Genomic DNA, 25,271 nt, shown 5'->3' with positions numbered 1-25,271 from the left:
TATGAAAAGTAATATGCAACACATCAGATTGATAGGGCTTATTTTAGGGGTGGTATTGGTTTTCGCGAGCTTGGTTACAATAGCCCAAAAAGGAATCGCTTTTGGGCAAGATTTTACAGGTGGGTATGTCACTGTAATTGATGTACCAAAGTCCGTCACTGTTGATGAAATGCAACTGAAGTTACATCAGCTCGGGGTGGATAATGCTCGAATTGACCTGCAAATGGATGGCAGTTGGCGAATATTTCAGACTCCTTCTTCTACTAATGATTTAAAGGTAAAAGAGTGGAATTCGGAGCTAAACTCACAATGGCATGCAACGGTATTAGATGCCAGTTATCTTGGCGCTCAAGTTGGTGATGAACTTATTGAGCAAGGCGGACTGGCAGGATTATTTGCTTTACTGAGCGTGCTGCTCTATTTGGCATGTCGTTTTGAGTGGCGTCTAGCGGTATCAGCAAGTATTGCATTATTTCATGATGTCGTTATTACGTTAGGGTTATTTTCTGCCACGCAGGTTGAATTTGACCTAACGGTATTAGCTGCGTTACTGGCTATCATCGGGTACTCTCTCAATGACTCCATCGTGGTTGGAGACAGAGTGAGGGAGCTGCTTTTTGAGGAACGTTACAAGCAAGCGCCTGTGGCAAAAGTCATTGATCAAGCGATAAAAGATTCGTTGAGTCGTACGTTAATTACCTCATTGACAACATTAGCAACTGTACTGTCAATATGGTGGCTCGCAGGAGCCGGGTTGAGTAGTTTTGCCATGGCGCTATGCTGTGGCATAGCAGTTGGTACACTATCATCACTTGCAATTAGCGCGACTTTGCCACAGTTTATGGGATTATCATATAACAATTACCGCAAAGAAGAGTCAGAAGCAACGAAGAAGCAGCTTGCAGAACCCTGATTTTAGCAAGCATTTATCAAGTGGAAGGTTAAAAAAGTAGTGCAAACTCTTTTTTAACCTTTGTTGACTAAGATATAATTCACGGCTGTTGAAAGGAGTTGGTGGGCGCTAATGTCAAAATACAGTTTTCAGACTCGTTGCGGTAAGGTCACCCTTTGGACTGAAAAAAATATCCTATTTGCCTGCTTTGAAGGCAATATTAATGAATCCATGATCCATTTCTTTTCTCGGACGATGGAACAATGTCGTGATGAAATTGCGGTGCCAGCATGGGGTTATGTTAGTTATTCAGAAAAAGCGATTGCCGCTACACCGCAAGCCTATGATTTATTGGTTAATGTCGCCAAACGGTGTCTGCAACTAGGGTGTGTAAGTGCAGGTTATGTACTAAATTCAGCGATTGCAAAGCGCCAAATGGAAAAGCTTCGAAAAGAAATTGGGATGCCAGAGCCAATAGAGCAAGTGCTGTTTGTCGATCTGGACACTGCCGTTGAATACGTTAATCAAAATCTATCTTTCCACTATAATGCCAATTAGACTTAATTGTTGCTCAATTTGAAGGAGTAAACCTGACGCTAATAGCGTTAAAAATTCCTTATTTAGAACAACTAAATAGCAAAATTTTGTCTTTCCTACATGGATATAGGTATCTTAGCGGTAGTAGGACGCGATAGCGAAGTTATAGACAAGATTTTCCCGCCTCAAAATAGACCTCTTAATTCAGCTCCTTAGATTGGGGGAATAAAAAAGGCCTCCTTGGAGACCTTTAAGATGATTACTACTTACCTTCAAACTAATTGACGTCGGTTTCAACCTGCTGGTGAGCCGCTTTTATCTGGTGGCTGGCAGAAGTATGAAAGCGTTTGGTCATCGCCATAAAAAATATTGGCGTGAACAATAAGCCAAATAACGTTACACCAATCATGCCAGAGAATACCGCAATTCCCATTGTTTCTCGCATTTCAGCGCCAGCACCCGTCGCTAAAACTAAAGGAACGACACCAGCTGTAAACGCAATAGATGTCATCAGAATTGGGCGGAGCCTTAATTTGCATGCCTCAATAATAGCCGCTAAATTTGTTTTTCCTTGCTCATATTCCTCTTTAGCAAACTCGACCATTAAAATGGCATTCTTACAGGCTAAAGCAACCAGTACGATCAATGCAATCTGTGTGAAGATGTTATTATCACCACCTGTCAACCAGACACCGACCAGGGCAGACAAAATCGTCATAGGCACAATTAATATAATTGCAAAAGGTAATTTTAGACTCTCATACTGTGAAGCTAAGACCATAAATACCAATAAGACGACTAACGGGAAAATATAAATCATCACATTACCAGCTAGAATTTGTTGATAGGTTACTTCGGTCCATTCAAACGCCATACCCTCACTTAAGGTTTCATTTAACACCGCTTCAATCGCAACTTGCGCTTGATCCGATGAAAAACCTGGAGCTGGGCTACCATTTAATTCTGCTGTTGGATAACCATTGTAATGCATAACTCTATCAGGACCCGTGGTTGGCGTTACCTTTAATACCGCGCCAAGCGGCACCATCTGGCCGTAGTTGTTCTTGACTTTATACGACAATATTTGTGCAGGATCTGCTCTAAAGTTAGCGTCAGCTTGTGCTGTCACCTGGTATGTACGACCAAACAAGTTAAAGTCATTAACATACATCGAGCCAAGGTAGATCTGTAATGTGTTAAATACTTCCTCAAGCGGCACCCCTTGCACCATTGCTTGTTCACGGTCGATGTCAATATCCATTTGTGGTACTTGGATCCGAAAACTAGAATAAAGTCCCATCAGTTCAGGTTGTTGCTGAGCTTTGGCTATTACTGCTTGCAGATCTGCGAATAGCTTTTCGAATCCGAGGTTAGCACGGTCTTCAATTTGCAATTTAAAACCACCAGTTGTGCCAAGACCTTGAATAGGAGGCGGTGGAAATACGGCAACAAATGCTTCATCTATGGCAGTAAATTGCTGATTTAACTTTGCTGCGATTGAGGAAGCATAAAGTTCAGGTGTAGTGCGATTTTCAAATTTATCCAGAGTGACAAATACAATGCCACTGTTAGGGCTGTTTGTGAAGCCGTTAACAGATAACCCCGGAAATGATACAGAGTGCAATACGCCCGGTGTATTTAATGCAATTTGTTCCATTTCACGAACAACAGCCTCTGTTCTATCTAAACTGGCTGCATCTGGGAGCTGAGCGATAGCAACGAGGTATTGTTTATCCTGTTGCGGTATAAAGCCTCCAGGGATGGTATCAAACAGTTTTGTTGTGGCAAAAATCAACCCTAGATAAATGACTAGCACGATAGCACTTAAGCGGATCAGCCTTTTTACAAGCGCGACATAGCCTTGTGCTGCTTTGTCAAAAAATCGGTTAAATGGCTTGAATAACCACTGTCCAAATAGTTTATTCAATATCACAGTGAGCCTATCAGGCTTGGCACCGTGTGGTTTTAGCAGTAACGCCGCAAGCGCTGGAGATAATGTCAAAGAGTTAAAAGCGGAAATTAACGTAGAAATAGTAATAGTAAGGGCGAATTGTTTGTAAAACTGCCCCGATAGTCCTGTAATAAATGCGGTGGGAATAAATACGGCACACAGCACTAGCGCGATGGCAATAATCGGGCCTGTTACTTCAGACATCGCCTGCTTTGTGGCTTCGAAAGGTGCAAGACCGTTTTCAATATTACGCTCTACATTCTCTACAACAACGATAGCATCATCGACGACAATACCAATGGCAAGTACTAAACCAAATAAGGAGAGGGTGTTAATGGAGACGCCAAGCCACTGCATGGCAGCAAAAGTGCCCACTAACGATACTGGTACCGCGACAAGAGGAATGATAGATGCGCGCCATGTCTGTAGGAATAAAATAACCACCAATACAACTAAAACAATGGCTTCTAGAAGGGTTGAGATAACCGCATCTATAGAGCCGCGTACAAAGATTGTTGGGTCATACACAATATCGTATTCGACTCCTTCAGGAAAACGTGTCGCAAGTGATTTCATGGTTTCACGCACCTGATCAGAAAGCTCGATAGCATTTGAGCCTGGGCGCTGGAAAATAGGCATCGCAACAGCCTCGTTTCCATCTAATAGTGCACGTAACGCATAATTATCTTGTCCAAGCTCGACTCGACCTATATCTCGTAATCGAGTGATTGCTCCATCGTTAGATACACTGACGATGATGTTTTCAAACTCGTTTATCTCTGCCAAGCGGCCCTTTACGTTTAGCAGTATTTGAAATTGGTTATCATTGGTGGTCGGTTGTGCACCTAATGAGCCTGCCGCAACTTGACGGTTTTGTTGTTTTATCGCCTTAACTATATCGCTGGCAGTTAGGTTACGCTCAGCTAATTGTTCGGGGTTTAGCCAAATCCGCAACGCATATTTTCCTCCACCGAACAGCTGTACGTCGCCAACACCAGGTAGTCGTGCTATCTGGTCTTTAACATAAATATCCGCGTAGTTTGAAAGGTAACTCGTGTCATGGGAGCCGCTGGGTGACACCAAATGCACGACCATAGTAAGATCTGGAGAAGCTTTTTCTGCGACTACACCAAGGCGCTGCACTTCTTCTGGTAATCTGGGCGTGGCACTGTTTACACGGTTTTGTACCTGAACCTGTGCTCTATCTAGATCTGTGCCTAGTGCAAACGTAACGGTGAGTGTCAGTCGGCCGTCACTAGTTGCTTGTGAAAACATGTATAACATATTTTCAACCCCATTGATCTCTTGCTCTAAAGGCGTTGCTACGGTTTCGGCAATGACTTTGGGGTTAGCGCCTGGGTAAGTTGCTGACACTACAACAGTCGGAGGTACGACTTCAGGATACTCACTGACCGGCAGCTGAAACAAGGAGATGGCACCGGCGATAAGTATCACCAGTGACATCATTGCGGCAAAGATAGGCCTTTTAATGAAAAAATGTGAAAATTTCATTGTTAATTTAGTCCCTGTGTTGACTCAATCTCGGTCATTGCAACGACTTGAGCTGAAATGGATTCGGGAAGCGTAAGTGTTACATTGTTTGGACTTATGGGCATTCCAGGGCCCACCCGAGCAGGGCCATTGACTGCAATGCGCTCACCTGCGCTCAGTCCTGACTCAATCGCACGAAACTCACCATAGCGATTACCCAGCGTGATTAACCGATATTCAAGAGTGTTAGCATCGTTTACGACAAGCACAAAACGATTTTTAAGATCTGTACCAACAGCTTTATCAGGTATTATCACGCGGTTATTAAGTTCTCCGGATGATAAACTCACACGAGCAAACGACCCTGGACGTAGCAAACCATTTTTATTATCGAAAGAGGCTCTTACTTTTAGGGTGCCTGAGTGGTTATCGATAGCATTGTCAATAAAGTCTAGCTGGCCGATAATTGGCTGTGCCTGGCTACCTAAAAGCTCAAGTTTTACTGGTAATTTATCTGTGTCGGTTACTGTGGCGAATTGACTGTTCCATGTGCGTTCATCAATATCAAAATACGCATACATTTTGTCGGTCGCGACAATCGTTGTGAGTAGCGTGTCATTTGCACGGATCGTATTGCCTTGGGTCACTTCAGCAAATGAAATTTTTCCACTAATAGGAGCCGTGACTTTGCTAAATTCCAAATTAAGTTGTGCAGACTTAAAAGAGGCTCTTAAGGCGTCTAATTCAGCCTGACGCTGTGCCGTAAGTGAAACTCGAGCGTCTACTTCTTCAGTGGATATGGCTTTTTGTTTACTAAGACGAAGAGCTCGAGCAGACTCACTTTTCGCTTGCGAAAGCGCTGCCTCTGCTCGAGTTACTTGCGCAGCAAGGCTGGCCACGTCAGCTAAAAAAGTACGGTCATCAAGCTCAAAAAGAACCTCACCTCTTTCAACAGTATCACCTTCTCTAAAATTTACCGATCGAACAACGCCAGTTACGCGGGCGCGTAACGCGACCTCATTGGGAGAAGAAAGACGCGTTGTATAAGTGTGCCAATCGGCAACATTTATCTGTGGTGTGGCAGCTACATCGATAGGTTGTAACTGTGGAGCGTTAGTTATCGCTTGCTCTGATCCACCGCATGCGCTGAGTAAGAGTAAAGCAGAAATGAGTGTGACAAGTCTGGTTGGTTTGAACATAGTGCCTCCTGTGTATATGACGCACACTATACGTTTCATTTGTTGCGTTAAATACAGATAATTGGGAAAATGATTGGTGCCAAATTAGAATCAATAAATGTTGATTGATGTGTATTCCAAAATAAGAGAGCGCTTTATCTGAGATAGAAGATAAATTAAATAAATTGTTTTACAGTATGGAAAAGCCAAGGGAGAACCATTATTTTGAGCGAAAACCATTTAGAAATGACACTGATTGAAGCGCTGAACAAAAGTGAAGATGCAGTAGCGATAGTGAGCCAACAGAATGTGATAACCTTTTGTAATGATACGATGGCAACATTGCTTGGTAAGCACAACAAGTCGTTAATTGGCAATACAATAGAGGCGCTATTTTCATCTGCTCAGGGGAGTGTTTTTGAGGACAGAATTGACGGCGATGAATTGGCTGACTGGTTTTTAAGTCTGAAGGGCAATCAAGACCTGGGCGCTACCGAATTGGAGATTGATACCCTGACCGGCGTGTTTTTTAGTGTAAAGTGCCTCCCGTTAAGTTCCCATGCTTATCTCATCTACGGTAAAGATATTACCGCGATTAAGGTGCTCGAGAGTGAACGAGCGCATTTGCAAAACGAGCTCGACTTTGTGTCTCAGATCGATCCGATGACACGGGTTGCTAGTCGCAGACAACTTAGTGAAAAGCTTGATGGTCAAATTAAGTTATATGAGCGCTACCGAGTTCCTTTTAGTCTAATTATTACCGACATTGAACATTTTAGAACAATTAATGAGCAATATGGTTATGCCGCAGGGGATAGGGTACTTGTTGAATTTAGTTCCCTACTTAATGGAATGTTAAGAGAAACCGACATAATAGCACGGATCAATGGTACTGAGTTTGCCCTGTTATTGCCCAATACTGCTCTTGAAGGTGCCTCATTGTTGGCGACTCGTGCTAAAAATCTTATTGTGCAGCAAGCCTTTGAGGTGGCTTGTGATAAAAACATCGCGCTTACTAGTTCGTTCGGGGTAGTGGAGTTTTGCGGTCTTCAAAGCTCGGTAGAAGCAATGATCCACCGCGCTGAGGAAGCGCTGAGCGAGGCAAAACGTCAAGGACGAGGTAGCGTGGTTGCCATGGAGCAATAAACAGATAAGACCAGTCCTAAAATTGTCATAATGCCCCATTAAGCTTGTCAGTCCAAAAAGTTAGTCAGTGCATCTCTGTTATCTATTTATACAAAAAGGAGAATAGAGCGTAAGGTGCACTGTGTAGTTAAGGAACGAGAATAATGGCAAGTTTTACCCGTCGAGATTTTATCAAAAGTGCACTGATTGGCATTGGGGCAGCAACCGTGAGTGTTTCGCTAACCGGATGTGGCAGTAGTGGTAGTAAGGATATAGCAAGCAATGATTTTACCGTGGCGTTTGACCATGGTGTTGCCAGTGGCGACCCGTTATCAGATAAAGTTATCCTATGGACTCGCGTAACGCCGCAAGGCAATCCAAGTAGTGTTGCACTCACTTTGCAAGTTTCTGAATCTCAGGATTTTGGGGTGCTGTTACAAAGCCATCAGCTAGTGGCACAGGCGAAGAACGATTATACGGTGAAGGTCGATCTTAGTGATCTAAGCGCAAATAGCCAATACTTTTACCGTTTTGTGACCACAGAAACCCATTCACCAATCGGTAGATGCAAAACCTTACCTGTTAATGACGTAAACCAAGTTAAATTGGCGGTTATGTCTTGTGCAAATTATCCTGCTGGGTACTTTCATGTTTACGCAGAAGCTGCAAAGCGTAATGACCTAGACGCTGTATTGCATTTAGGTGATTATATTTACGAATATGGTATGGGCGGCTACGCGACTGATAATGCGACGCAAATGGGCAGAGCGTTAGAGTCCGATAATGCAGAAGAAATCATTTCGTTAAATGATTATCGCTTGAGATATGCAAAGTATCGTACGGATCCTGGCTTACAAGCACTCCATGCTAATACGCCTTTTATTGCAGTGTGGGATGACCATGAAGTTTGTAACGACTCCTATTTAGATGGCGCTGAAAATCATAATGAAGGTGAGGGAGAATACTCTGACCGTAAGCTTGCTGCCCTTCAAGCGTATTATGAGTGGATGCCAGTACGCCCTATGGTCAAAGGGCAATTAGAAAGTCTGTATCGAAAGTTTGAATTTGGTGATTTACTATCACTCTATATGCTAGACACACGCCACGAAAGTCGAGCAAAATCTTTAGATTACCAAAACTATATTGACCCCTTAAGCGGTCAACTTGATATAACTGGATTTCAAGCTGATCTCACTGCACCGACGCAACAACTGTTAGGACTTGAACAGCTTACGTGGTTAACCGATAATATGAAAACTTCATCTGCCAAATGGCAAGTGTTGGGACAGCAGGTATTAATGACCAAAATGATGATCCCTGCTGAGTTACTCATGTCATTAGCAAACCCTTCTGCGCAGATGTCAGCACAACTGTCTGAGCTTGCGCAAATAAAAACACGATTAATAGCGGGCGATCCGACCCTAACTGTCCAAGAAAAAGCACGAGTAGATTTTACTGCACCGTACAACCTTGATGCGTGGGATGGCTACCCGATTGAGCGTGAAGTTATTTTACAGACAGCAAAAGCCGCTAATAAAAACCTAGTCGTTGTTGCGGGTGACACACATAATGCGTGGTCAGGTAAATTATGTAATACCAAGGGAGAGGTTTGCGGCTATGAATATGCAACGGCCTCGGTGAGCTCTCCTGGTCTTGAGCACTATTTGCAATTGAGCGATGAGCAGGCGTTACAGTTTGCTGAGGTATTAACATTGTTAGTAGATGACCTTGAATATGCCAATATTCATCAGCGCGGTTATTTAACACTTAATATCAGCAAAGAGAAAATAGAAAGTGAGTGGGTCTTTGTAGACACAGTGCAGCAAGAGCAGTTTGAAAGCCATAGTAAACAACAAGAGCTGTTATTATAACCTTAGACTCATACAGTAAAGGGGCTTTACAGCCCCTTACATTTGGCAACCTTTGCCTTTGAGTGCAATGCCGAAACCGAAAACGGTTTATTTTTGTCGTCAGTAACAGTGACTTTTGCGATATCTAAAAACTGAAAATCTCCCGGTGCATTGAGCCGCCACAGGTTGTTTGCAAGCTTAGTAAAGCAAAACTCACCGGTATCGCCATGGATCAGCAATAGTGGATAACTAAGCCTTGCTGCATATTGTGCAAATGTTTCGCGATATAGCTGATAGCCATCGCACTTGGCTTTAGTCGTTTTGTTACAGTGTCCAGAGTACTTATGTGGCTGATATAGGTCGGCTTGCATGAATATAACCGCCGCTTTACGCTTAGAAGATAGCAAGCTATTCAGCCATTTTATATTTTCTTCATCACGACTTTGGGATGCATTGTACGCCGCTTTTTTATTTGAAAGTAAAATCTGCCTGCGGCCATTATTGGTACCGGGGATATGCAAGGTTAAAAACTGTACGTCATCAATTACCCATGCCTGATTTTCTGGTAGAGTGAGTTGGCGCTTAAATTGTGGCAAATGAGGGCTTTGGACTGCAAAGTTATCGCGAATAAAGTTCAGCCTTTCTAGCTCATCATATCTTGGCGAGAGTGTTTCACGATCGCAGTCTGTCCAATCATTGTCCCCAGGTGTGTAGACAAAGGGTTTGCTACTCACATTAGAAATCAGAGCATAATTGCTGCGCAGTAATTCATTCGTGCATGAAAGTGAGCCAGACTTCATATCACCAACATGGACGATAAAGTCATGCTCAGTCGCATTCGCTAACTTATGTAACACCCCTGTTGATGTCAGCATTTCATGGCCTACCTGTGTGTATGGCATATCGCCAAAAGCTAAAAAGGAAGTTGCTGAAGCATGAAATGTGCAAATCAGAAAAGTAAGTACGATAGTAAATGAGAATATTTGTGACACGATAATGCTCCTTGGATTGAGCTAGGCATCATACACTATCTCTGTGACAGAATTAGTATCTACAATGGGGATTTTAAGCGATAGGCTTTCATGGCTCGCGGTTGTATTTTCAACACATAGCGAGCTGTGATTGTAGATTAAAATGAAACACATTGATTGATCTATAGCGTACATACTGAATTTGTAACTTGTTTAATTTGATAATCAAAGTTGCAGTCTAGGGGTAATGTAATCTAAAAATGCAGAAACCCTCGATGAGACGGCACTATTTTGATAGTAAACAGCTTGCACTGTTTCTCGTCTATTAGGTGAAACAATGCGCTCGTGAAATACCTCAACCAGTTTACCTGAACGTATATCGTCACAGACCATAAAGTGAGATAAAAGTGCGATACCGTGGCCAGCAATACAAAGTTGCCGCACAGTTTCGCCACTCGACGCACTTATGGAAAATTTTAGTTGTTGTGGTGTGTGTAGTGGCCAATGATTGAGATGCGGCGCATCAGTAAAGCCAATTAAGCGATGATCAGCAAGTTCAAGAGGCTCATTCTTTGGGTTTTCAAGCTTTTCAAGATAGTCAGGGCTTGCGACTAGATGTAATTTACTGCGCCCTAATAGGCGAGCATGGAGGTTAGAGTCAGGTAAATCGCCAATTCTAATTGCAATATCAGTTTTGTATTCCAGCAAATTAATGATGCTATCATGACTGGTAATTTCAAGATTAATCGCGGGAAAAGCATTATTAAAGCCTTTAAGTAAAGGGGTAAGCTGGTGGAGTACAAATGGACTGGCAGCATCTACTCTTAGCCTCCCTGCAGGGGAAAATCGCAGAAGCCGCAACGCTTCTTCTCCTTGGGCAAGCGTATTCAGCGCTTGGCGCGCATAGTTCAAAAATAGTGTTCCTTCTTCAGTTAACTCGATACGCCGCGTGGTACGATTTAATAACGTTACATTCAATGACTTTTCTAAGCGGGTTACAGCTCTAGATACTTTTGCAACTTGTTGATCCATCAAATTGGCAGCGGATGAGAAGCTTCCTGTATCTACCACACTAACGAAAGCGTCGAGATCTTCTGATTTTGAATTCACAGCCATTGGGTTACCTTTTCAATTTTGACAAAAGTATTTTGTCATTTTTACTGTTTTTGGCAAATAAAACTTCACGCACACTACAGCAACTATTTAATCTTGGCACAAAAGGTACACTATGCCGTTTGCTTTACTCGCACTGACCCTCAGTGCATTCGCTATTGGAACCACTGAATTTGTCATCGTTGGGTTAGTCCCAACCATTTCTGCTGATTTGAACGTGTCTTTGCCTAGCGCAGGTTTATTAGTGAGCCTTTACGCGATTGGCGTAGCGATAGGCGCTCCACTATTAACTGCGCTTACAAACACATGGGAGAGAAAGCGGTTGCTTATCAGTTTAATGGTGCTATTTATTCTCGGTAACCTTATCGCTTGGCAAGCTCCAAGTTATGAAAGGTTAGTTATTGCTCGTGTTCTAACTGGGCTTGCACATGGGGTGTTTTTCTCTATTGGTGCGACAATTGCAGCTAGTTTAGTGGCCAAAGAAAGCGCTGCTAGCGCAATTGCTATTATGTTTACAGGCCTGACCGTTGCTTTAGTCACCGGGGTGCCGTTAGGTACATGGGTAGGGCAAATATTTGGCCGGCGGGCGACGTTCTTAATTGTGGCTGGGCTTGGTTTTATCGCACTCGTTGGTTGCGTATTGCTTATTCCTAAAAATCTTGAAAAAGCGCCTGCCGCAAGGTTTTCAGAGCAAGTAAAAGTGCTTGCACAGCCTAGGCTACTCCTTGTGTTTTTAATCACAATATTGGGGTATGGTGGCACGTTTACCGCTTTTACCTATCTGGCTCCCATATTACAACAAGCTGGGTTTAGTTCTACTGCGGTAAGCCTTGTCATGCTAGTGTATGGCGTTTCTGTTGCGGTCGGGAATATTTATGGTGGTAAACTAGCTGATAAAAAGGGGGCTGTCAGTGCGCTTACCATTATTTTTACCATGCTTAGCCTGGTGTTGTTGGCACTTACCTTCACTATGCAGTCCAAAGTCGGTGTGATAATAACGGTCGTATTATGGGGAGCTTTTGCCTTTGGTAACGTGCCTGGGTTACAGGTCTATGTTGTGCAATTGGCTCAGCAGGTTTCTCCTAAGGCGGTTGATGTCGCATCAGGTTTTAATATTGCGGCATTTAACATAGGGATCGCACTTGGATCTATTCTTGGGGGGCAGATTGTTGACAGCATGTCACTGCAAGATACCGCTTGGGTCGGTGCAGTGATAAGCATGATGGCGTTGATAGCAACCCGCTATAGCGGACATTTGGATAGTAAACCCAAAGACAGAGAGTTTACGAACGCCAATAATTAAAATAAACCTGCAATGCTTAGCGTTCTGTGAATTGTTCGTTATTGAAGTGCTTCTAGATGAGTAGGGCGACTAGCCTAGGCATTGCATTAATTGTTCATCCTGTTGCTTGCTTTATATGCCGGTTTATTGAGGGTTGCGTTGTCTAAAATATCGGTTATGCTTGCTGTAGAGATTAAAAATAGTCCACTCGAAACATGCAGTTAACTCATAAAGTACAGCGTTTTATTGTAATCGCAATAGGCTTGATAAGCCTATTAGTTATGAGCCAGAACGCGTACGCCAGCATAACCATTGCCGTCGTTGGTAAGACTAAAAACGACAGCTTTTATGAGCAATCTTTCAAAGGCTGTGTTCATTTTGCACGTCGTCATGTTGACTTGACATGTATTTACGATGGTGCTGATGATTATCAGGACTTTAGAACACAAAGCTTAGTGATAAATGACTTATTATCGCAAAAAGTAGATGGGTTATTAATTTCCACGACTGATTCTGATTTCTTGGTTTCGCGTTCACTGAAAAAAGCAAAGCAGCTTAATATACCAGTAATAACCTTTGATTCAGATTTACTGGAAGCACATAAAAGTTATCGCCTCGCATATGTAGGTACCGATAATTTTTCGTTCGGTGTTGCGTTAGGTGAAGCCGCCAAAGCATTTAAGTCTAGCGAGCCACAACAAATCTGCATACAAACAGGGCACCACTCAACACCAAACCTAGATAAGCGAATGAACGGTGTCAGGTATGCACTATCTGAGCACTCAAGTATAGAGCCACTTAAAGGCGAGCATGGCTGGATTGAGTTTGAGCGCTGCCCACTATATACGATGGGCAAGCGTGACGATGCTCTTAGCCAACTATTGGCACTAATGCAGTATGAGAAACCGCCTATTTTTTTAGCGGTAGCAGGTTTTGCTCAGTTTCATCCGAAATATATAACGAAGTTGGCTCCGTACAGGGAAAAAGTGAGTAGCGAAAAAGCCGTAATTATTTCGGCTGATACTGAAGAAATACAGTTGAGAGCCTTAGAAAGCCGCTTGTCCACAATAAACATTGGTCAAAACCCGTTTGAAATGGGTCGCAAGGGAGCTGAGCTGCTGTATCACGCCATTAAATTGGGAAAAATGCCATCACAAGACAGCTACTATTTAGACTTTCATTATTGTAACCAAGAAAATACACGAAGCTGCACGGTAAATTACTAAAGACCCCCTTCTATGTTTAACAACCCCGAGTTTAATGTACGCATTCTTTGAAATGGTAGTGTTACTTTCAATCGCACCCATAACACTCTAGTTAAAAAGTATTGTTTTTTATGAGTGGAAATGGATTAAATAAATGATTAAGTCTGGTTTTTTGATTACTCATTGACCATGGAGTAGAAAAGTACGACAATGGTAGTATGTTGTTTTGGTTTTTGTAAACATTTAATTTACAAATTCAGCTTGTGGTTTGGAGTAGGTATGAAATTAAGCGTTATTGCAGGTGCGATGTTGTTAGCAGTTGGGTCAGCCAATGCTGCTGATAATTTAGTCATCAATGGTTCATTTGAAACATCAGGTAGTATTTCTGGCAATTGGGCTTTGTTTAATGACTTACAGGGCTGGAATCGAGACGGAGCAAGGTTCGAGATCCAAAAGCAAAGTCTTGGTATCATTAACGCACAAGACGGGGATCAGTATTTAGAGCTTGATTCAACGGCTAATTACACGATTTATCAAGACATACCGACTACAGCTGGTAAAAAATACAAAGTGAGCTTTTATTACTCGGCTCGTGTTGTAGATAATAACTCAACAAATCTTGCACGCGCTTGGTTTGGCGAAAATACGCTGGCAACAATGAATGCGACGACACGAGGATGGTCAAAATACGAGTTTACTGTAGAGGCGACATCAAGCTCAACACAACTCAAATTTCAAGGAGTTGGTACTTCTGATTCTTATGGTGCGTTACTCGACAACGTTGTTGTGACAGAAGAAGCACTGACACCAGCACCAACGACGGGTTGTAAAGTGGGTGTTTATGGCATAAACAACTTCGGCGAACAGAGCAATAGTTATGTTTATCACTTTGATACCAGTGGTGGTACGTATTCATATGTAGAAGGCGTCGATAACACCGCCTCTAACATCGCGGCGCACAACGGTGAGCTATATTTTATGGAGCAGACTAACGGTACGACCAAAGCTTCATCACTGTGGAAAGTTTCGCTAGATAGCGCTGAGCAAACGCTCGCAGCCAATACCGTGTCTTGGCCGATTTACCGCTCAGCGGTTACACCAGATGGTACAAAGCTCCTTTCAAGCAGTAAAACGTACTTGTACGAGTTTGACTTACAAAGTGGTGCAAAAACGGTACTAGGCAAATTAAGCTATGCAGGTGATGATCTCTCACATGGCGATATTGCATACTCAGCTGACACGAATCTAATTTATGTGTTAACAGGCAAAGCATTGTATGTGCTTGACAAAGGAGCCATGACGTTAGACTTAGTGGGTGAGCATGGCGTAAATTGGGCTTCGGGTCTTGCAGTGAGTAGCGATGGCACATTATATGTGTCTGGGCGTAACAAAGGTGAGGATGCAAAACTTTATACGCTAGATGCGAATACAGGCGAAGCGACTTATGTCATGGACGCACCGGAGCATATTAACGATTTAACCTATGTGGCTAATTGCCAATAACCATTAATGCAGTAGCGTTAAAATAAAGGCGAGGGGAGTCCCTCGCTTTTTTGTTTTTACGTCAGAGCAGTAACCGATACGACACACCTACTAAAAGAATGTTGATCTATTACGTTTTATTCTCTTGCCGGTATGAATAACTTTGCTCCATTGGTCTATTCAATATTGATATAGGGTTTGCCTACGCTAAAAAATCACTTTTCGTAAAATGAAAATCCGCAATTGCATTCTGCGAATAAACTTGAAACTTCAAGAGAAAAGATACAAATAAAAAGTGTAAGCTATTGATAAATATTGAGTTATTCACTGTTTGTGTTGGCATGTATTGTGCAGTAAATATACAGGTACTTTAACGGAGATTTATTATGAGAGCAGCTCTATTATACTCAGCGCTAATTATTTTACCGTTTGCCACAATAGGCTCGCCAAACTTAGTTAGTAATGGGTCGTTTGAAAATAACTCGGTGTTGACAGGAACTTGGGGGTTAGTGAACGAGATTGAGGGGTGGACGATAGCTGGTGCTCAGCTAGAAATTCAAAAATCAACCATTAGTTTTATAAACTCGCAAGATGGCAGTAACCACGTTGAACTCGACTCGACGGGCAACTATACCATCTACCAAGATCTTGCGACGACTGCTGGTAACAAATACAAAGTAAGTTTTTATTATTCAGCAAGGGTTGAAGGAGATAATTCGACAAACCGTGCCAGAGTATGGTTTGGAGATACAACTTTAACTACTATGAATGCCAACACATTAGGGTGGCAGAAGTTTGAATATACGGTCGTTGCATCAAGTGAGGTTACTCAACTAAGGTTTCAAGGAATGGGTCGTTCAGACTCTTTAGGTGCGTTACTCGACAACGTTGTTGTGACAGAAGAAGCACAGACACCAGCACCAACGACGGGTTGTAAAGTGGGTGTTTATGGCATAAACAACTTCGGCGAACAGAGCAATAGTTATGTTTACCACTTTGATACCAGTGGTGGTACGTATTCATATGTAGAAGGCGTCGATAACACCGCCTCTAACATCGCGGCGCACAACGGTGAGCTATATTTTATGGAGCAGAATAACGGTACGACCAAAGCTTCATCACTGTGGAAAGTTTCGCTAGATAGCGCCGAGCAAACGCTCGCAGCCAATACCGTGTCTTGGCCGATTTACCGCTCAGCGGTTACCCCAGATGGTACAAAGCTCCTTTCAAGCAGTAAAACGTACTTGTACGAGTTTGACTTACAAAGTGGTGCAAAAACGGTACTAGGCAAATTAAGCTATGCAGGTGATGACTTCTCACATGGCGATATTGCATACTCAGCTGACACGAATCTAATTTATGTGTTAACAGGCAAAGCATTGTATGTGCTTGACAAAGGAGCCATGACGTTAGACTTAGTGGGTGAGCATGGCGTAAATTGGGCTTCGGGTCTTGCAGTGAGTATCGATGGCACATTATATGTGTCTGGGCGTAACAAAGGTGAGGATGCAAAACTTTATACGCTAGATGCTAATACAGGCGAAGCGACTTATGTCATGGATGCACCGGAGCATATTAACGATTTAACCTATGTCGCTAATTGCCAATAACCATTAATGCAGTAGCGTTAAAATAAAGGCGAGGGGAGTTCCTCGCTTTTTTATAAATGAAGGTTCACTCTAAGGTGTTAAAATATATGGGAACATTGAAACGTTGTGGCCACACAGTCCACTTCGCATAACATGTGTGATGTCTGACCGCGTAAGATTTGAAATATTTTAGCGAAAGCTCTTGCTAGACTGTTCAGCTTTTTTTAGGTTCAAGCCATGGTTCAAAAAACAAAACCAACAGCTTGTTAAGCAAGTTTAAGCAGACTGCTCATGCCTAGTTTTTACCCCAGTATGGTCGAACCATTAAGTTTGATTAAGCCAATACACATCTAAAGCAAATAATCCAAATTTCAACAAAATCACGCAAGGATCTACTGGAGCACATTCATACTCGGGTGTTTACAAAAGCAAGTGCAACAAAAACACAGCTTTTAGATGATTTATATTGTTCAGTGGTAACCTCTATTGACCAAGGCGAGAAGATTATGCCTGTTAGAAAATGTTTTGATGAAGTAGTAGCTAAGAATGGGTGTTCGTACATTGGTAAACGAGGTGGGTGAACTCTAGTTATCTACCAAGATAATATGAATACAGCGCGCGCTGCGGACATAACAAGCCAAAATGTCTCATATTTAACTATTTAACATAACGTAAATTATGGGTTGTTTTGTTTGGGTTGCACTATTCGTGTTATCGTTACTATAATATGTCCAATACTAACCAATATCGGACTTTTTATGGTTCTGCCTTTAGTCGATACTTTTAAGCAACTTAGGTATCAAATCGCGCATCTAGAAGATAATACGTTAGCACATGAATATCCAGAGTTGGCTAAATTCTTAGTCGTGCATAATAAATCTTTGCCTGTTGAAGCGGAACTGCAGTTTCTATTTCAGTTTTTATATGTTTACGGTCGTAAATCAGAGGCTACTTTTAATCGGTTCCGTAATGAGCTTGAGCGTTTTTATTTGTGGTCATGGCTGATAGCACAAAAGTCTGTATTTGATTTAAAACGTGAAGATGTTGAAGCATATGTTGATTTTGTTGTTGAGCCGGACAAAGCATGGACGCAAACTTCTGTTCAATGGCGCTACAAACAAGACCAAGGGATCCGTAGAGTTAATAAGAATTGGCGCCCTTTTGTTCTAAAAGAAAATGGTGCGAGCCAACAGACATTGGCCGCAATGTTTACGGCACTTAACGTGTTTTATAAGTTTGCAATTTTGGAGGAAAAATCATTCACCAATTTTGTTCCTGTGGTAAAGAAAAATAGTCCCTACTTGGTTGTACAGTCACAAATAAACCTTCCCGACACATTGAGTGATCTGCAGTGGGAATACGTATTCGGAGTCACCCGTGACTTATGTGAGCAACAACCGGATTTAGAGCGAAACCTTTTCGTTCTTGCGTGTTTAAAAGGTTTATATTTACGTATTTCTGAACTGTCAGATCGCCCTCATTGGTCTCCTGTTATGAGTCACTTTTGGCAAGATCAAGATGACTTTTGGTATCTCAGGATCATGGGTAAAGGTAATAAGTTGCGAGACGTGACATTAAGTGAAGATTTTATTGGTTACTTAAAACGCTATCGCCACTATCGAGGTTTAAGTGCCCTCCCACGTGTTGATGAGCCATATCCGATTATCCATAAGTTACGCGGACAAGGTGGTATGAATGTTCGCCAATTACGCCGTATAGTTCAGCAGAGCTTTGATTTGGCAGTAGATAAGTTAAAAGAGGATGGATTCACAGAAGAATCAGAGCAATTACAAGCCGCAACATCACATTGGTTGAGGCACACTGGTGCGACTCACGACGCACAGCATCGCCCGCTTAAGCACCTATCAGAAGATCTTGGGCATGCAAAAATTGCAACTACAGACCAAATTTATATTCAAACTAATATTAAAGAGCGGGCAAAATCTGGGCTAAAACGAAAAATATAGCCTAATCAATACAATCTAGATCTGCTGCTACAAAAAATTAAAAATGGTGTCTAACCTACTGTTTCTACAAGTGTTACAACAGGTATGGCTACGGGAAAAATGAAGTGGAATACTTACTCAGAGGTTAAATTAGCGTAACAAAATGCCACACATTACTTAATGTGTGGCATATGGATGTTCATATTATCGCGGCTAATTACGCTTGAATCGTACAATTAATTCGTGCATCTCTTTTGCAATTGACTCTAAATCTTTACTTTCTTGATGCACTTTATCTGCACTATCTAGACTATTATTTGCAAGTTGAGCAATATTGACTACCTGTTGGTTAATATCGTCTGATACGGTTGCTTGCTGTTCAACTGATGTTGCAATTTGCATGGACATATCACTTATCTGTATTACAGCTTGAGTAATTTGCTGAAGCATATCAGTACTTTGGTTCAGCTGATCAATACCGTGAAGAGATTCTTCCTGACCTTGTTGAGCGATATTAACAGATGCTTGTGTGCTGCTAGTTAGCTCTTCGATGATAGCGTGGATCTCTTTTGTTGACTCTTGAGTACGCTGTGCTAGATGCCTTACCTCGTCTGCGACTACGGCAAAGCCCCTACCTTGCTCTCCCGCTCTTGCAGCTTCGATGGCGGCATTTAGTGCCAACAAATTCGTCTGCTCTGCAATTTGTTCGATAATTTGTGCGGCTGCCGCTATTTTATCAGTTTGTTTAGAAACGCCTTCAACGGAGCTGCGAATATCCGAAATTGTGTTACTCAGGTCGCTAAATGCTACTTTGGTTTTGTTGGCGATTTGCTCTGTCTGAGACGTCAACTCCAATGAATTTTGTGCATCTTTGGCGCTCAGCTGAACGCTATTTGAGACATCATTAATAGTTGTAGTCATTTCATTCATTGCTGTTGCTACAAGCTCGGTTTCAGATTGTTGCTTTTGTAGGTCTGCGTAGGTTGCTTGTGCTTCGTTACTGGCAGTATGTGCACCTTTTGAAACGTTTTGCGCGGCATGCTCTACCCTGGTAAGGATAGTGTCAAGATGGGCGCGTTCGCTTTTTAAGCGTACTTGGATAGACGCCATCGTGCCATCCCAAGTGGAGTAAACTTGTTGTGAAATTTCGTCGCAAAAGCTATGAGCAAGCTCAGACTCTAAGCGCTTTAGTTGCTCTTTATCGCGCCAAGTTGCATAAGCCGAGTATCCGAGCATATTTGCCATCAGCCAGAAGAATCCTGCAGACTCGGAAACAAAATACCACAGCAATAATGATGAGATAATGTTGAAAACAGGCCAGATAATCCGTAGTTTCGGCAGGCCTATGCCACCGCTTTTGTTACTGTTAACGCTACTATATAGCTGGCTTGCACGTTCAACAGTTGACCTATCAGGGCAGCTTCTCACTGACTCATAACCAACAATTTGGCCATTTTCAGTGATTGGAGTCACGTACGCGTCCACCCAATAATGATCGCCATTTTTACATCTATTTTTTACGATCCCCATCCACGGCTTACCAGTTTTAAGCTGCTTCCACATTGTAGCAAAAGCAATAGGCGGCATATCTGGATGGCGAACAAGGTTGTGAGGCTGACCAATTAACTCGTCACGCGAAAAGCCGCTAATGTCGATAAGTGCTTGATTACAGTCAATAATATTGCCTTTTAGGTCAGTGACTGAAATCAGTTTTACGTCACGAGAAAACGTTTTTTCTCTTTGAGTTATTGGGTGGTTGGTTCTCATTTAAATATTCCAAAACTACAGATATTTTATTTTCCTTTTGTGAATGCAGGAAAATACGCCCTCACACACTGAATAGCAATAGAGAAGGGATTAATTAACGATAATTACAACTATAGTGTGAGAGATTTCGCGGCGCAAATTGATTTGATCGAGTTTAGATCTAAATTGGGCTTACTCACGTACAAGCTTTCTTGTAAAATAATAGCACTTGAATAATAACCTAAGGAGCGTTTGGTGTCTCGCTTTTCAGCAATTACTGATAACCCACATGAAGGTAGATTTAACTCCAAAACAGGGATTTTGATAACCAACTTAGGTAGCCCTGATGCACCTACTGCAAAAGCCCTTAGGGTCTATCTTGCTGAGTTTCTCTCTGATCCACGCATCGTTGAAATTCCAAGGTTGATTTGGCTGATGATTTTGCACGGAATCATCCTTCGGGTTCGTCCAAAGAAATCAGCCCACGCCTACCAGTCTATTTGGACCGACGAAGGCTCACCGCTCATCACCATTAGTAAAGCCCAAACTGCTAAGATCGAGAAGCAACTTCGTGATGAAGGCTTTAACGATATAGAAGTCGAACTGGCGATGCGTTATGGAAACCCTTCCATAGAATCCGGCTTGGAAAAGCTGCGAAATAAAGGTGTGACTCGAATTATTATCGTTCCTCTTTATCCACAATATTCCAGCGCCACAACGGGTTCAACCTTTGATCAGGTGTCTAAAGTCTTGCGAGGATGGCGTTGGGTTCCCGAGCTACACTTCATAAATGGGTATCACAAACACCCTCTGTACATAGAATCACTGGCGAACTCTATTAAAGAAGATTTAGAAGTGCATGGAGAGCCAGAAAAATTGGTATTTTCATATCACGGTACTCCGAAGCTATTCTTAGATAGGGGCGATCCGTATCACTGTTTTTGCCAACAAACGACTCGCCTTGTGGTTGAAAAGCTGGCGTTAGACAAAGATAAAGTGATAACTACGTTCCAGAGTCGCTTTGGTAAGGCAGAATGGTTGCAGCCATATACTGACAAAACGTTAGAAAGCCTTCCAAGTCAAGGAGTAAAAGATGTGGCAATATTGAGTCCCGCTTTTAGTGCTGATTGTTTAGAAACACTGGAAGAACTTGAAGTTGAGAACAGAGAGGTTTTTGAGTCATCAGGTGGTGACAAATACCGCTACATTCCAGCGCTTAATGATCGTGATGATCATATCAAAGCAATCACGGCGCTTATTAAACCGCTACTTTAGAACAGTTGCAATTAACCAGAGGATTTACCGATGAGGTAAATCCCCTATCCTCACTGGCGCTTCTATATTATATTCCCAATCCACACTATCGATTACTCCAAAACGGATATAAGATCAAAACCATGTGGCGCAAGCTCGGTGTTAAAGTCATCGAGTTTGTCTGTTATACCAATTTTCTTAATTAAGAGGTCTATTTTGAGGCGAGAAAACCTTGTCGATAGCCCCGCTACCGCCAAGGTACCTACTTCCTGTAGGCAAGTTTGCTATTTATTTGTTCTAGATAAGCAATTTTTAACGATGTTAGCGTCAGATTTACTCCTTCAAATTGAACAAATATTAAGTCAAATTGGTATTAATTAACAGATTGAATACATAAAAATTTCAGGCTTAGTATAACCGCGTTGTGTCATGTTGACGTTGTGGTATCAGTGTAGACTCGTTATTGATTATTGGGCGGATACACGGTATTTCTTTATTTAAAAGCAGAGTATTACCCTAATGAAGAGCAGCTAACAACACCTCATTTATCGTTCAGCTGCTGTTTCACGCTCTGCACCAGCAAATTCAACAAAAGCATTGGTATGTAAGAGTGTTAAACATGCTTCGATTGGCTTTGCCGGACTGTAGAAAAACCCTTGTATGTGGTGACAGCCTAGCTCTCGTAATTTCTCCAGTTGGCTTAGGTGCTCCACACCTTCAGCTATGACGTCAATACTTAACTTGTCACTAAGTTTGATCAGGCAATCTATCATAACTTGCTTGTTTAAATCAGACATCAAGCTGTCGACAAAGCTCTTATCAATTTTTAGATAATCCACTTGGTTTTCAATCAAGTTACTTAAAGAAGAGTAACCGGTGCAAAAGTCATCAAGTGATACTTTTACTCCATGCTTTCTCAACTCATTTAATGTTCTCCAAGTATAGCGGTTTGTTGCCAGAGATTCTGTCACTTCAATCGTGATTGAATCATAGGGGATTTGAGCATTTTCAATGGCACTGGTGATTAACTTTACTTGATTAATACTGGCTTTAAATTCACTTACCGAGCGGTTGATTGAAATTCCCACATCTGAAAAGCCTGCTTTATGGATCTGCGCTAAATCTTGGCAGCTTTTTTCGAGCACAAATTGACCAACTAAGTGTATCAGTCCAAACTCTTCCGCAATGGGGATAAACGTGCCTGGCGATACCATTCCATACTCATCATCAAACCAGCGAACAAGCGCTTCCAACTTGGTAATATGATGAGTATCTGCGTTCACGATAGGTTGATAGTAGACAGTAAGCGTTTTCTCTTTCAATGCTTGTTTCAATCTATCTTTGAGTTTTATTTTGTTCAGATAAGCATTTTGTATGGTGGCATTATGGAGTGCAACCTGACCTCGCTCTGCTTTTTTCACGCTGTTGAGTGCATGTGCTGCATTTCTTAACAAGTTAGCTGCGGTGATCCGAGAGCCAGCCTCAAGTTGCGCTACGCCTGTTGAGCAAGTCAACTCTATTGTTATTTCACTAAATACATATGGTTGAGATAATTTTTGTGATAACTTTTCAGCAACTTTTAATGCACTCTCTACATCACTATGGCTAAGTAATAATGCAAACTCATCACCGCCATATCTTGCGATAATATCATTTTGCCGCACGGCATTTTTGAGCCTCTTTGCGACTGATATAAGAACCTTATCTCCAATTTCGGGACCAAACACGTCGTTGACTTCTTTAAATCTATCGAGTCCAATAAATAATAATGAGCAACTTGTGTTATTGCTTCTAGAACCAGAAATTTTCTCCTCTAAACGCTGCATAAAGCTACGACGATTTAGTAAGGCCGTAAGTGGTTCATGATTAGCATAAAAAGTAAGTTGTGACTCGTTCCGCTTCCATTCGGTAATATCTCGGAATATTCCGACATAGTTGGCTATTTCACCGCGTTCATCTTTTACTACACTCAGTGTCAGCTCTTCTGGATAAATTTGGCCATTTTTGCGGCGGTTTTGAATTTCACCTTTCCAGTGGCCATGTGTATAAAGCGATGACCACATTGACTCATAAAAAGCTTTATCCTGCTTTCCAGATGACAATACTGCTGGATCTTGACCTATTAATTCATAGCCGGTGTAACCAGTTAGTCTTTCGAATGCGCGGTTTACCATAATGATCTTATTTTTGCTATTGGTGATCATAATGGCTTCTGTTGCATGTTCAAATACAACGTTGGTTAATTCAAGTTGCTTATTGAGCGAAGATATATAACTAATATCTTGGATTGTCGCGGTAAACGCCAATTCGTCACCATGATGCGGGTCATTTTCAACCTGACCAATAATTCGCAGTAAACCACTATGGTCATCACGCGTTATTAATGAGACTTGTAAATCCACATACCTTATTTCACCAGACTTTACCTTGTTTAATGCGTTTTTGACCCGCTCACTATCCTCAGATGTTAATTTCTCTAATAGCAACGACAATGTAGGAGCTGTTGTATGAGATTTTAATAGGTGATTTAGGTGCGTGGAAAAGTAATGTTTATTCTGTTTAAGTTGCCATGTCCAAGTCGATAAGTTTGCAATTTGTTCGCCCTTAGCTAGTTGTTTAAGGAGCAGCCCTTGTTTGGTCAATTCGATGTTATGGCTTAGCTAAGTCGCTATTAGGTGGCCAAGTTCTTGAAACCACTCTTTCTGCTCCGTTGTTATTACCTTTTCTTTATTAAACATACAGACCAAAATACCAATAGGTTTATGATCTAGTGCTCGCAAGGTAACGCCAAGATACCCTTCAATACAAAGTACACGGAGAATATCATCTTGTTCATATAGCTGTTGTAGGCCACATGTTACGTTGCAGACATCACTACTGGCTTTAGCATCCGAGCACGGTGTACCCTCAAGGTCGTAGATAATATTGTCAACTTCTTCACCTTTTTGTAGATACATTAGTGTTTTTACACGGGTATCGTCATCAATAAACTTGCCTACAAAACAATGATCCGCATCAAACAGTTGATGCAGTTGGTTCAATGCAAATTGATACCGTTGGGAAGTAGAAGTCAAATTGTAAAATTGGCTAAAGGTTAAATTCATAACATTCTGTTTGGCTAAAGATAGCGGCAACTTTTTTTGTTTAGTAGGTAATAGTAGCTTATAAAACTACAGACAATATAAATGCAGATCAATAAATTTGCTTTAAGTGGCTTATGTTTGCCTTAAAATTTTAGGTTTTTAATGACGCTATACTTCTATCATCTAGTCTTAATGCTTGTGCTCGTTTTTAGTATATCAGGCGCGAGCTGTATATTAGTGTGCTTTGCTTGCAAGGGGTTAGGCCTTTTAGCGCCAGCCGTGTAATACCAAATAACCCTAATACTTGCTCAATTTGAAGAAGTAAATTTGACGCTAACTGCGTCAAAAACTTCTTATTTAGAGCAACTAAGTAGCAAAATTTTTGCCTTGCCTACTGAGCTAGGTACTTTGGCGATAGCAGGGTACGGTAGCGGAGTTATTGCCAAGATTTTCATGCCTAAAATAGCTCTCTTCATTAAGCCAGTTGATATGAAGAAATCGCTGAAAATGTTATTTGAAGAAGGTGTTTGGAAAAATATCACTTGCGATGAGCAAGCTGACTTTAGGATCAGGTAA

General features: G+C 41.8%; 18 protein-coding genes. 11 read left to right on the top strand and 7 right to left on the bottom strand.

Annotation, left to right across the window (positions count from 1 at the left end; translation table 11 throughout):
- The first annotated feature begins 1 nt into the window (after position 1).
- Both secF and F9Y84_RS10490 read left to right on the top strand, forming a co-directional pair.
- Positions 2 to 913, top strand: a complete 912-nt coding sequence (gene secF, locus F9Y84_RS10495) for a protein translocase subunit SecF (RefSeq protein ID WP_147391429.1) — start codon at positions 2 to 4, stop codon at positions 911 to 913.
- A 111-nt stretch (positions 914 to 1,024) separates the two neighbouring features.
- Positions 1,025 to 1,450 (top strand): hypothetical protein, encoded by a 426-nt coding sequence (locus tag F9Y84_RS10490; protein WP_125253134.1) that lies wholly within the window; start codon positions 1,025 to 1,027, stop codon positions 1,448 to 1,450.
- 256 nt (positions 1,451 to 1,706) lie between these two features.
- Here the strand turns inward: F9Y84_RS10490 and F9Y84_RS10485 are convergent, their stop codons facing one another.
- Together F9Y84_RS10485 and F9Y84_RS10480 are read right to left on the bottom strand one after the other, a co-directional pair.
- Positions 1,707 to 4,892 (bottom strand): efflux RND transporter permease subunit, encoded by a 3,186-nt coding sequence (locus F9Y84_RS10485; protein WP_147391005.1) that lies wholly within the window; start codon positions 4,890 to 4,892, stop codon positions 1,707 to 1,709.
- A gap of 2 nt (positions 4,893 to 4,894) precedes the next feature.
- Entirely contained in the window at positions 4,895 to 6,070 is a 1,176-nt protein-coding gene (locus tag F9Y84_RS10480) for an efflux RND transporter periplasmic adaptor subunit (protein ID WP_147391004.1), read from the bottom strand.
- 204 nt (positions 6,071 to 6,274) lie between these two features.
- Here F9Y84_RS10480 and F9Y84_RS10475 point away from each other — a divergent pair, with 204 nt between their 5' ends.
- Both F9Y84_RS10475 and F9Y84_RS10470 read left to right on the top strand, forming a co-directional pair.
- On the top strand, positions 6,275 to 7,195 hold the full coding sequence (locus tag F9Y84_RS10475) for a sensor domain-containing diguanylate cyclase (protein ID WP_225740819.1): 921 nt from the start codon (positions 6,275 to 6,277) through the stop codon (positions 7,193 to 7,195).
- Positions 7,196 to 7,338: 143 nt separating this feature from the next.
- On the top strand, positions 7,339 to 9,045 hold the full coding sequence (locus F9Y84_RS10470) for an alkaline phosphatase D family protein (RefSeq protein WP_147391002.1): 1,707 nt from the start codon (positions 7,339 to 7,341) through the stop codon (positions 9,043 to 9,045).
- Between the two features lie 26 nt (positions 9,046 to 9,071).
- Here F9Y84_RS10470 and F9Y84_RS10465 read toward each other — a convergent pair whose 3' ends face one another.
- Together F9Y84_RS10465 and F9Y84_RS10460 are read right to left on the bottom strand one after the other, a co-directional pair.
- On the bottom strand, positions 9,072 to 10,016 hold the full coding sequence (locus tag F9Y84_RS10465; RefSeq protein WP_147391001.1) for a metallophosphoesterase: 945 nt from the start codon (positions 10,014 to 10,016) through the stop codon (positions 9,072 to 9,074).
- 204 nt (positions 10,017 to 10,220) lie between these two features.
- Complete coding sequence (locus tag F9Y84_RS10460; protein WP_128732522.1) at positions 10,221 to 11,111, bottom strand: LysR family transcriptional regulator; 891 nt, start codon at positions 11,109 to 11,111, stop codon at positions 10,221 to 10,223.
- A 112-nt stretch (positions 11,112 to 11,223) separates the two neighbouring features.
- Between F9Y84_RS10460 and F9Y84_RS10455 the strand changes: the two genes are divergently transcribed.
- The 5 genes from F9Y84_RS10455 (at position 11,224) to F9Y84_RS10435 (ending at position 18,633) form a co-directional block, all read left to right on the top strand.
- The gene (locus F9Y84_RS10455) at positions 11,224 to 12,411 is read left to right on the top strand and encodes an MFS transporter (protein ID WP_147391000.1); all 1,188 of its coding nucleotides are present in this window, start codon (positions 11,224 to 11,226) and stop codon (positions 12,409 to 12,411) included.
- Between the two features lie 260 nt (positions 12,412 to 12,671).
- On the top strand, positions 12,672 to 13,616 hold the full coding sequence (locus F9Y84_RS10450) for a substrate-binding domain-containing protein (RefSeq protein ID WP_225740820.1): 945 nt from the start codon (positions 12,672 to 12,674) through the stop codon (positions 13,614 to 13,616).
- 258 nt (positions 13,617 to 13,874) lie between these two features.
- Positions 13,875 to 15,098, top strand: coding sequence for a DUF642 domain-containing protein (locus F9Y84_RS10445; protein WP_168756757.1), 1,224 nt, complete (start codon positions 13,875 to 13,877; stop codon positions 15,096 to 15,098).
- Positions 15,099 to 15,463: 365 nt separating this feature from the next.
- Positions 15,464 to 16,687, top strand: coding sequence for a DUF642 domain-containing protein (locus tag F9Y84_RS10440; protein WP_168756756.1), 1,224 nt, complete (start codon positions 15,464 to 15,466; stop codon positions 16,685 to 16,687).
- Between the two features lie 737 nt (positions 16,688 to 17,424).
- On the top strand, positions 17,425 to 18,633 hold the full coding sequence (locus F9Y84_RS10435; protein ID WP_147391372.1) for a tyrosine-type recombinase/integrase: 1,209 nt from the start codon (positions 17,425 to 17,427) through the stop codon (positions 18,631 to 18,633).
- A 192-nt stretch (positions 18,634 to 18,825) separates the two neighbouring features.
- On the opposite strand, the gene F9Y84_RS10430 is transcribed toward F9Y84_RS10435, so the two are convergent.
- Entirely contained in the window at positions 18,826 to 20,379 is a 1,554-nt protein-coding gene (locus F9Y84_RS10430; RefSeq protein WP_125252948.1) for a methyl-accepting chemotaxis protein, read from the bottom strand.
- 234 nt (positions 20,380 to 20,613) lie between these two features.
- On the opposite strand from F9Y84_RS10430, the gene hemH reads away from it, so the two are divergent.
- On the top strand, positions 20,614 to 21,633 hold the full coding sequence (gene hemH, locus F9Y84_RS10425) for a ferrochelatase (RefSeq protein ID WP_125252947.1): 1,020 nt from the start codon (positions 20,614 to 20,616) through the stop codon (positions 21,631 to 21,633).
- A gap of 524 nt (positions 21,634 to 22,157) precedes the next feature.
- On the opposite strand, the gene F9Y84_RS10420 is transcribed toward hemH, so the two are convergent.
- Together F9Y84_RS10420 and F9Y84_RS22175 are read right to left on the bottom strand one after the other, a co-directional pair.
- Positions 22,158 to 24,254: a putative bifunctional diguanylate cyclase/phosphodiesterase gene (locus F9Y84_RS10420; protein WP_244297415.1), complete on the bottom strand. Its 2,097-nt coding sequence runs from the start codon at positions 24,252 to 24,254 to the stop codon at positions 22,158 to 22,160.
- Positions 24,255 to 24,272: 18 nt separating this feature from the next.
- Complete coding sequence (locus F9Y84_RS22175; RefSeq protein ID WP_225740821.1) at positions 24,273 to 24,716, bottom strand: GAF domain-containing protein; 444 nt, start codon at positions 24,714 to 24,716, stop codon at positions 24,273 to 24,275.
- Between the two features lie 306 nt (positions 24,717 to 25,022).
- On the opposite strand from F9Y84_RS22175, the gene F9Y84_RS10415 reads away from it, so the two are divergent.
- Entirely contained in the window at positions 25,023 to 25,271 is a 249-nt protein-coding gene (locus tag F9Y84_RS10415; RefSeq protein ID WP_147390883.1) for a hypothetical protein, read from the top strand.

The sequence above is a fragment of the Pseudoalteromonas peptidolytica genome, from assembly GCF_012641745.1.
Lineage (GTDB): Bacteria > Pseudomonadota > Gammaproteobacteria > Enterobacterales > Alteromonadaceae > Pseudoalteromonas > Pseudoalteromonas peptidolytica.
Note: the sequence above shows the minus strand (reverse complement) of the source record. Positions and strands in the feature narration are given on the sequence as shown.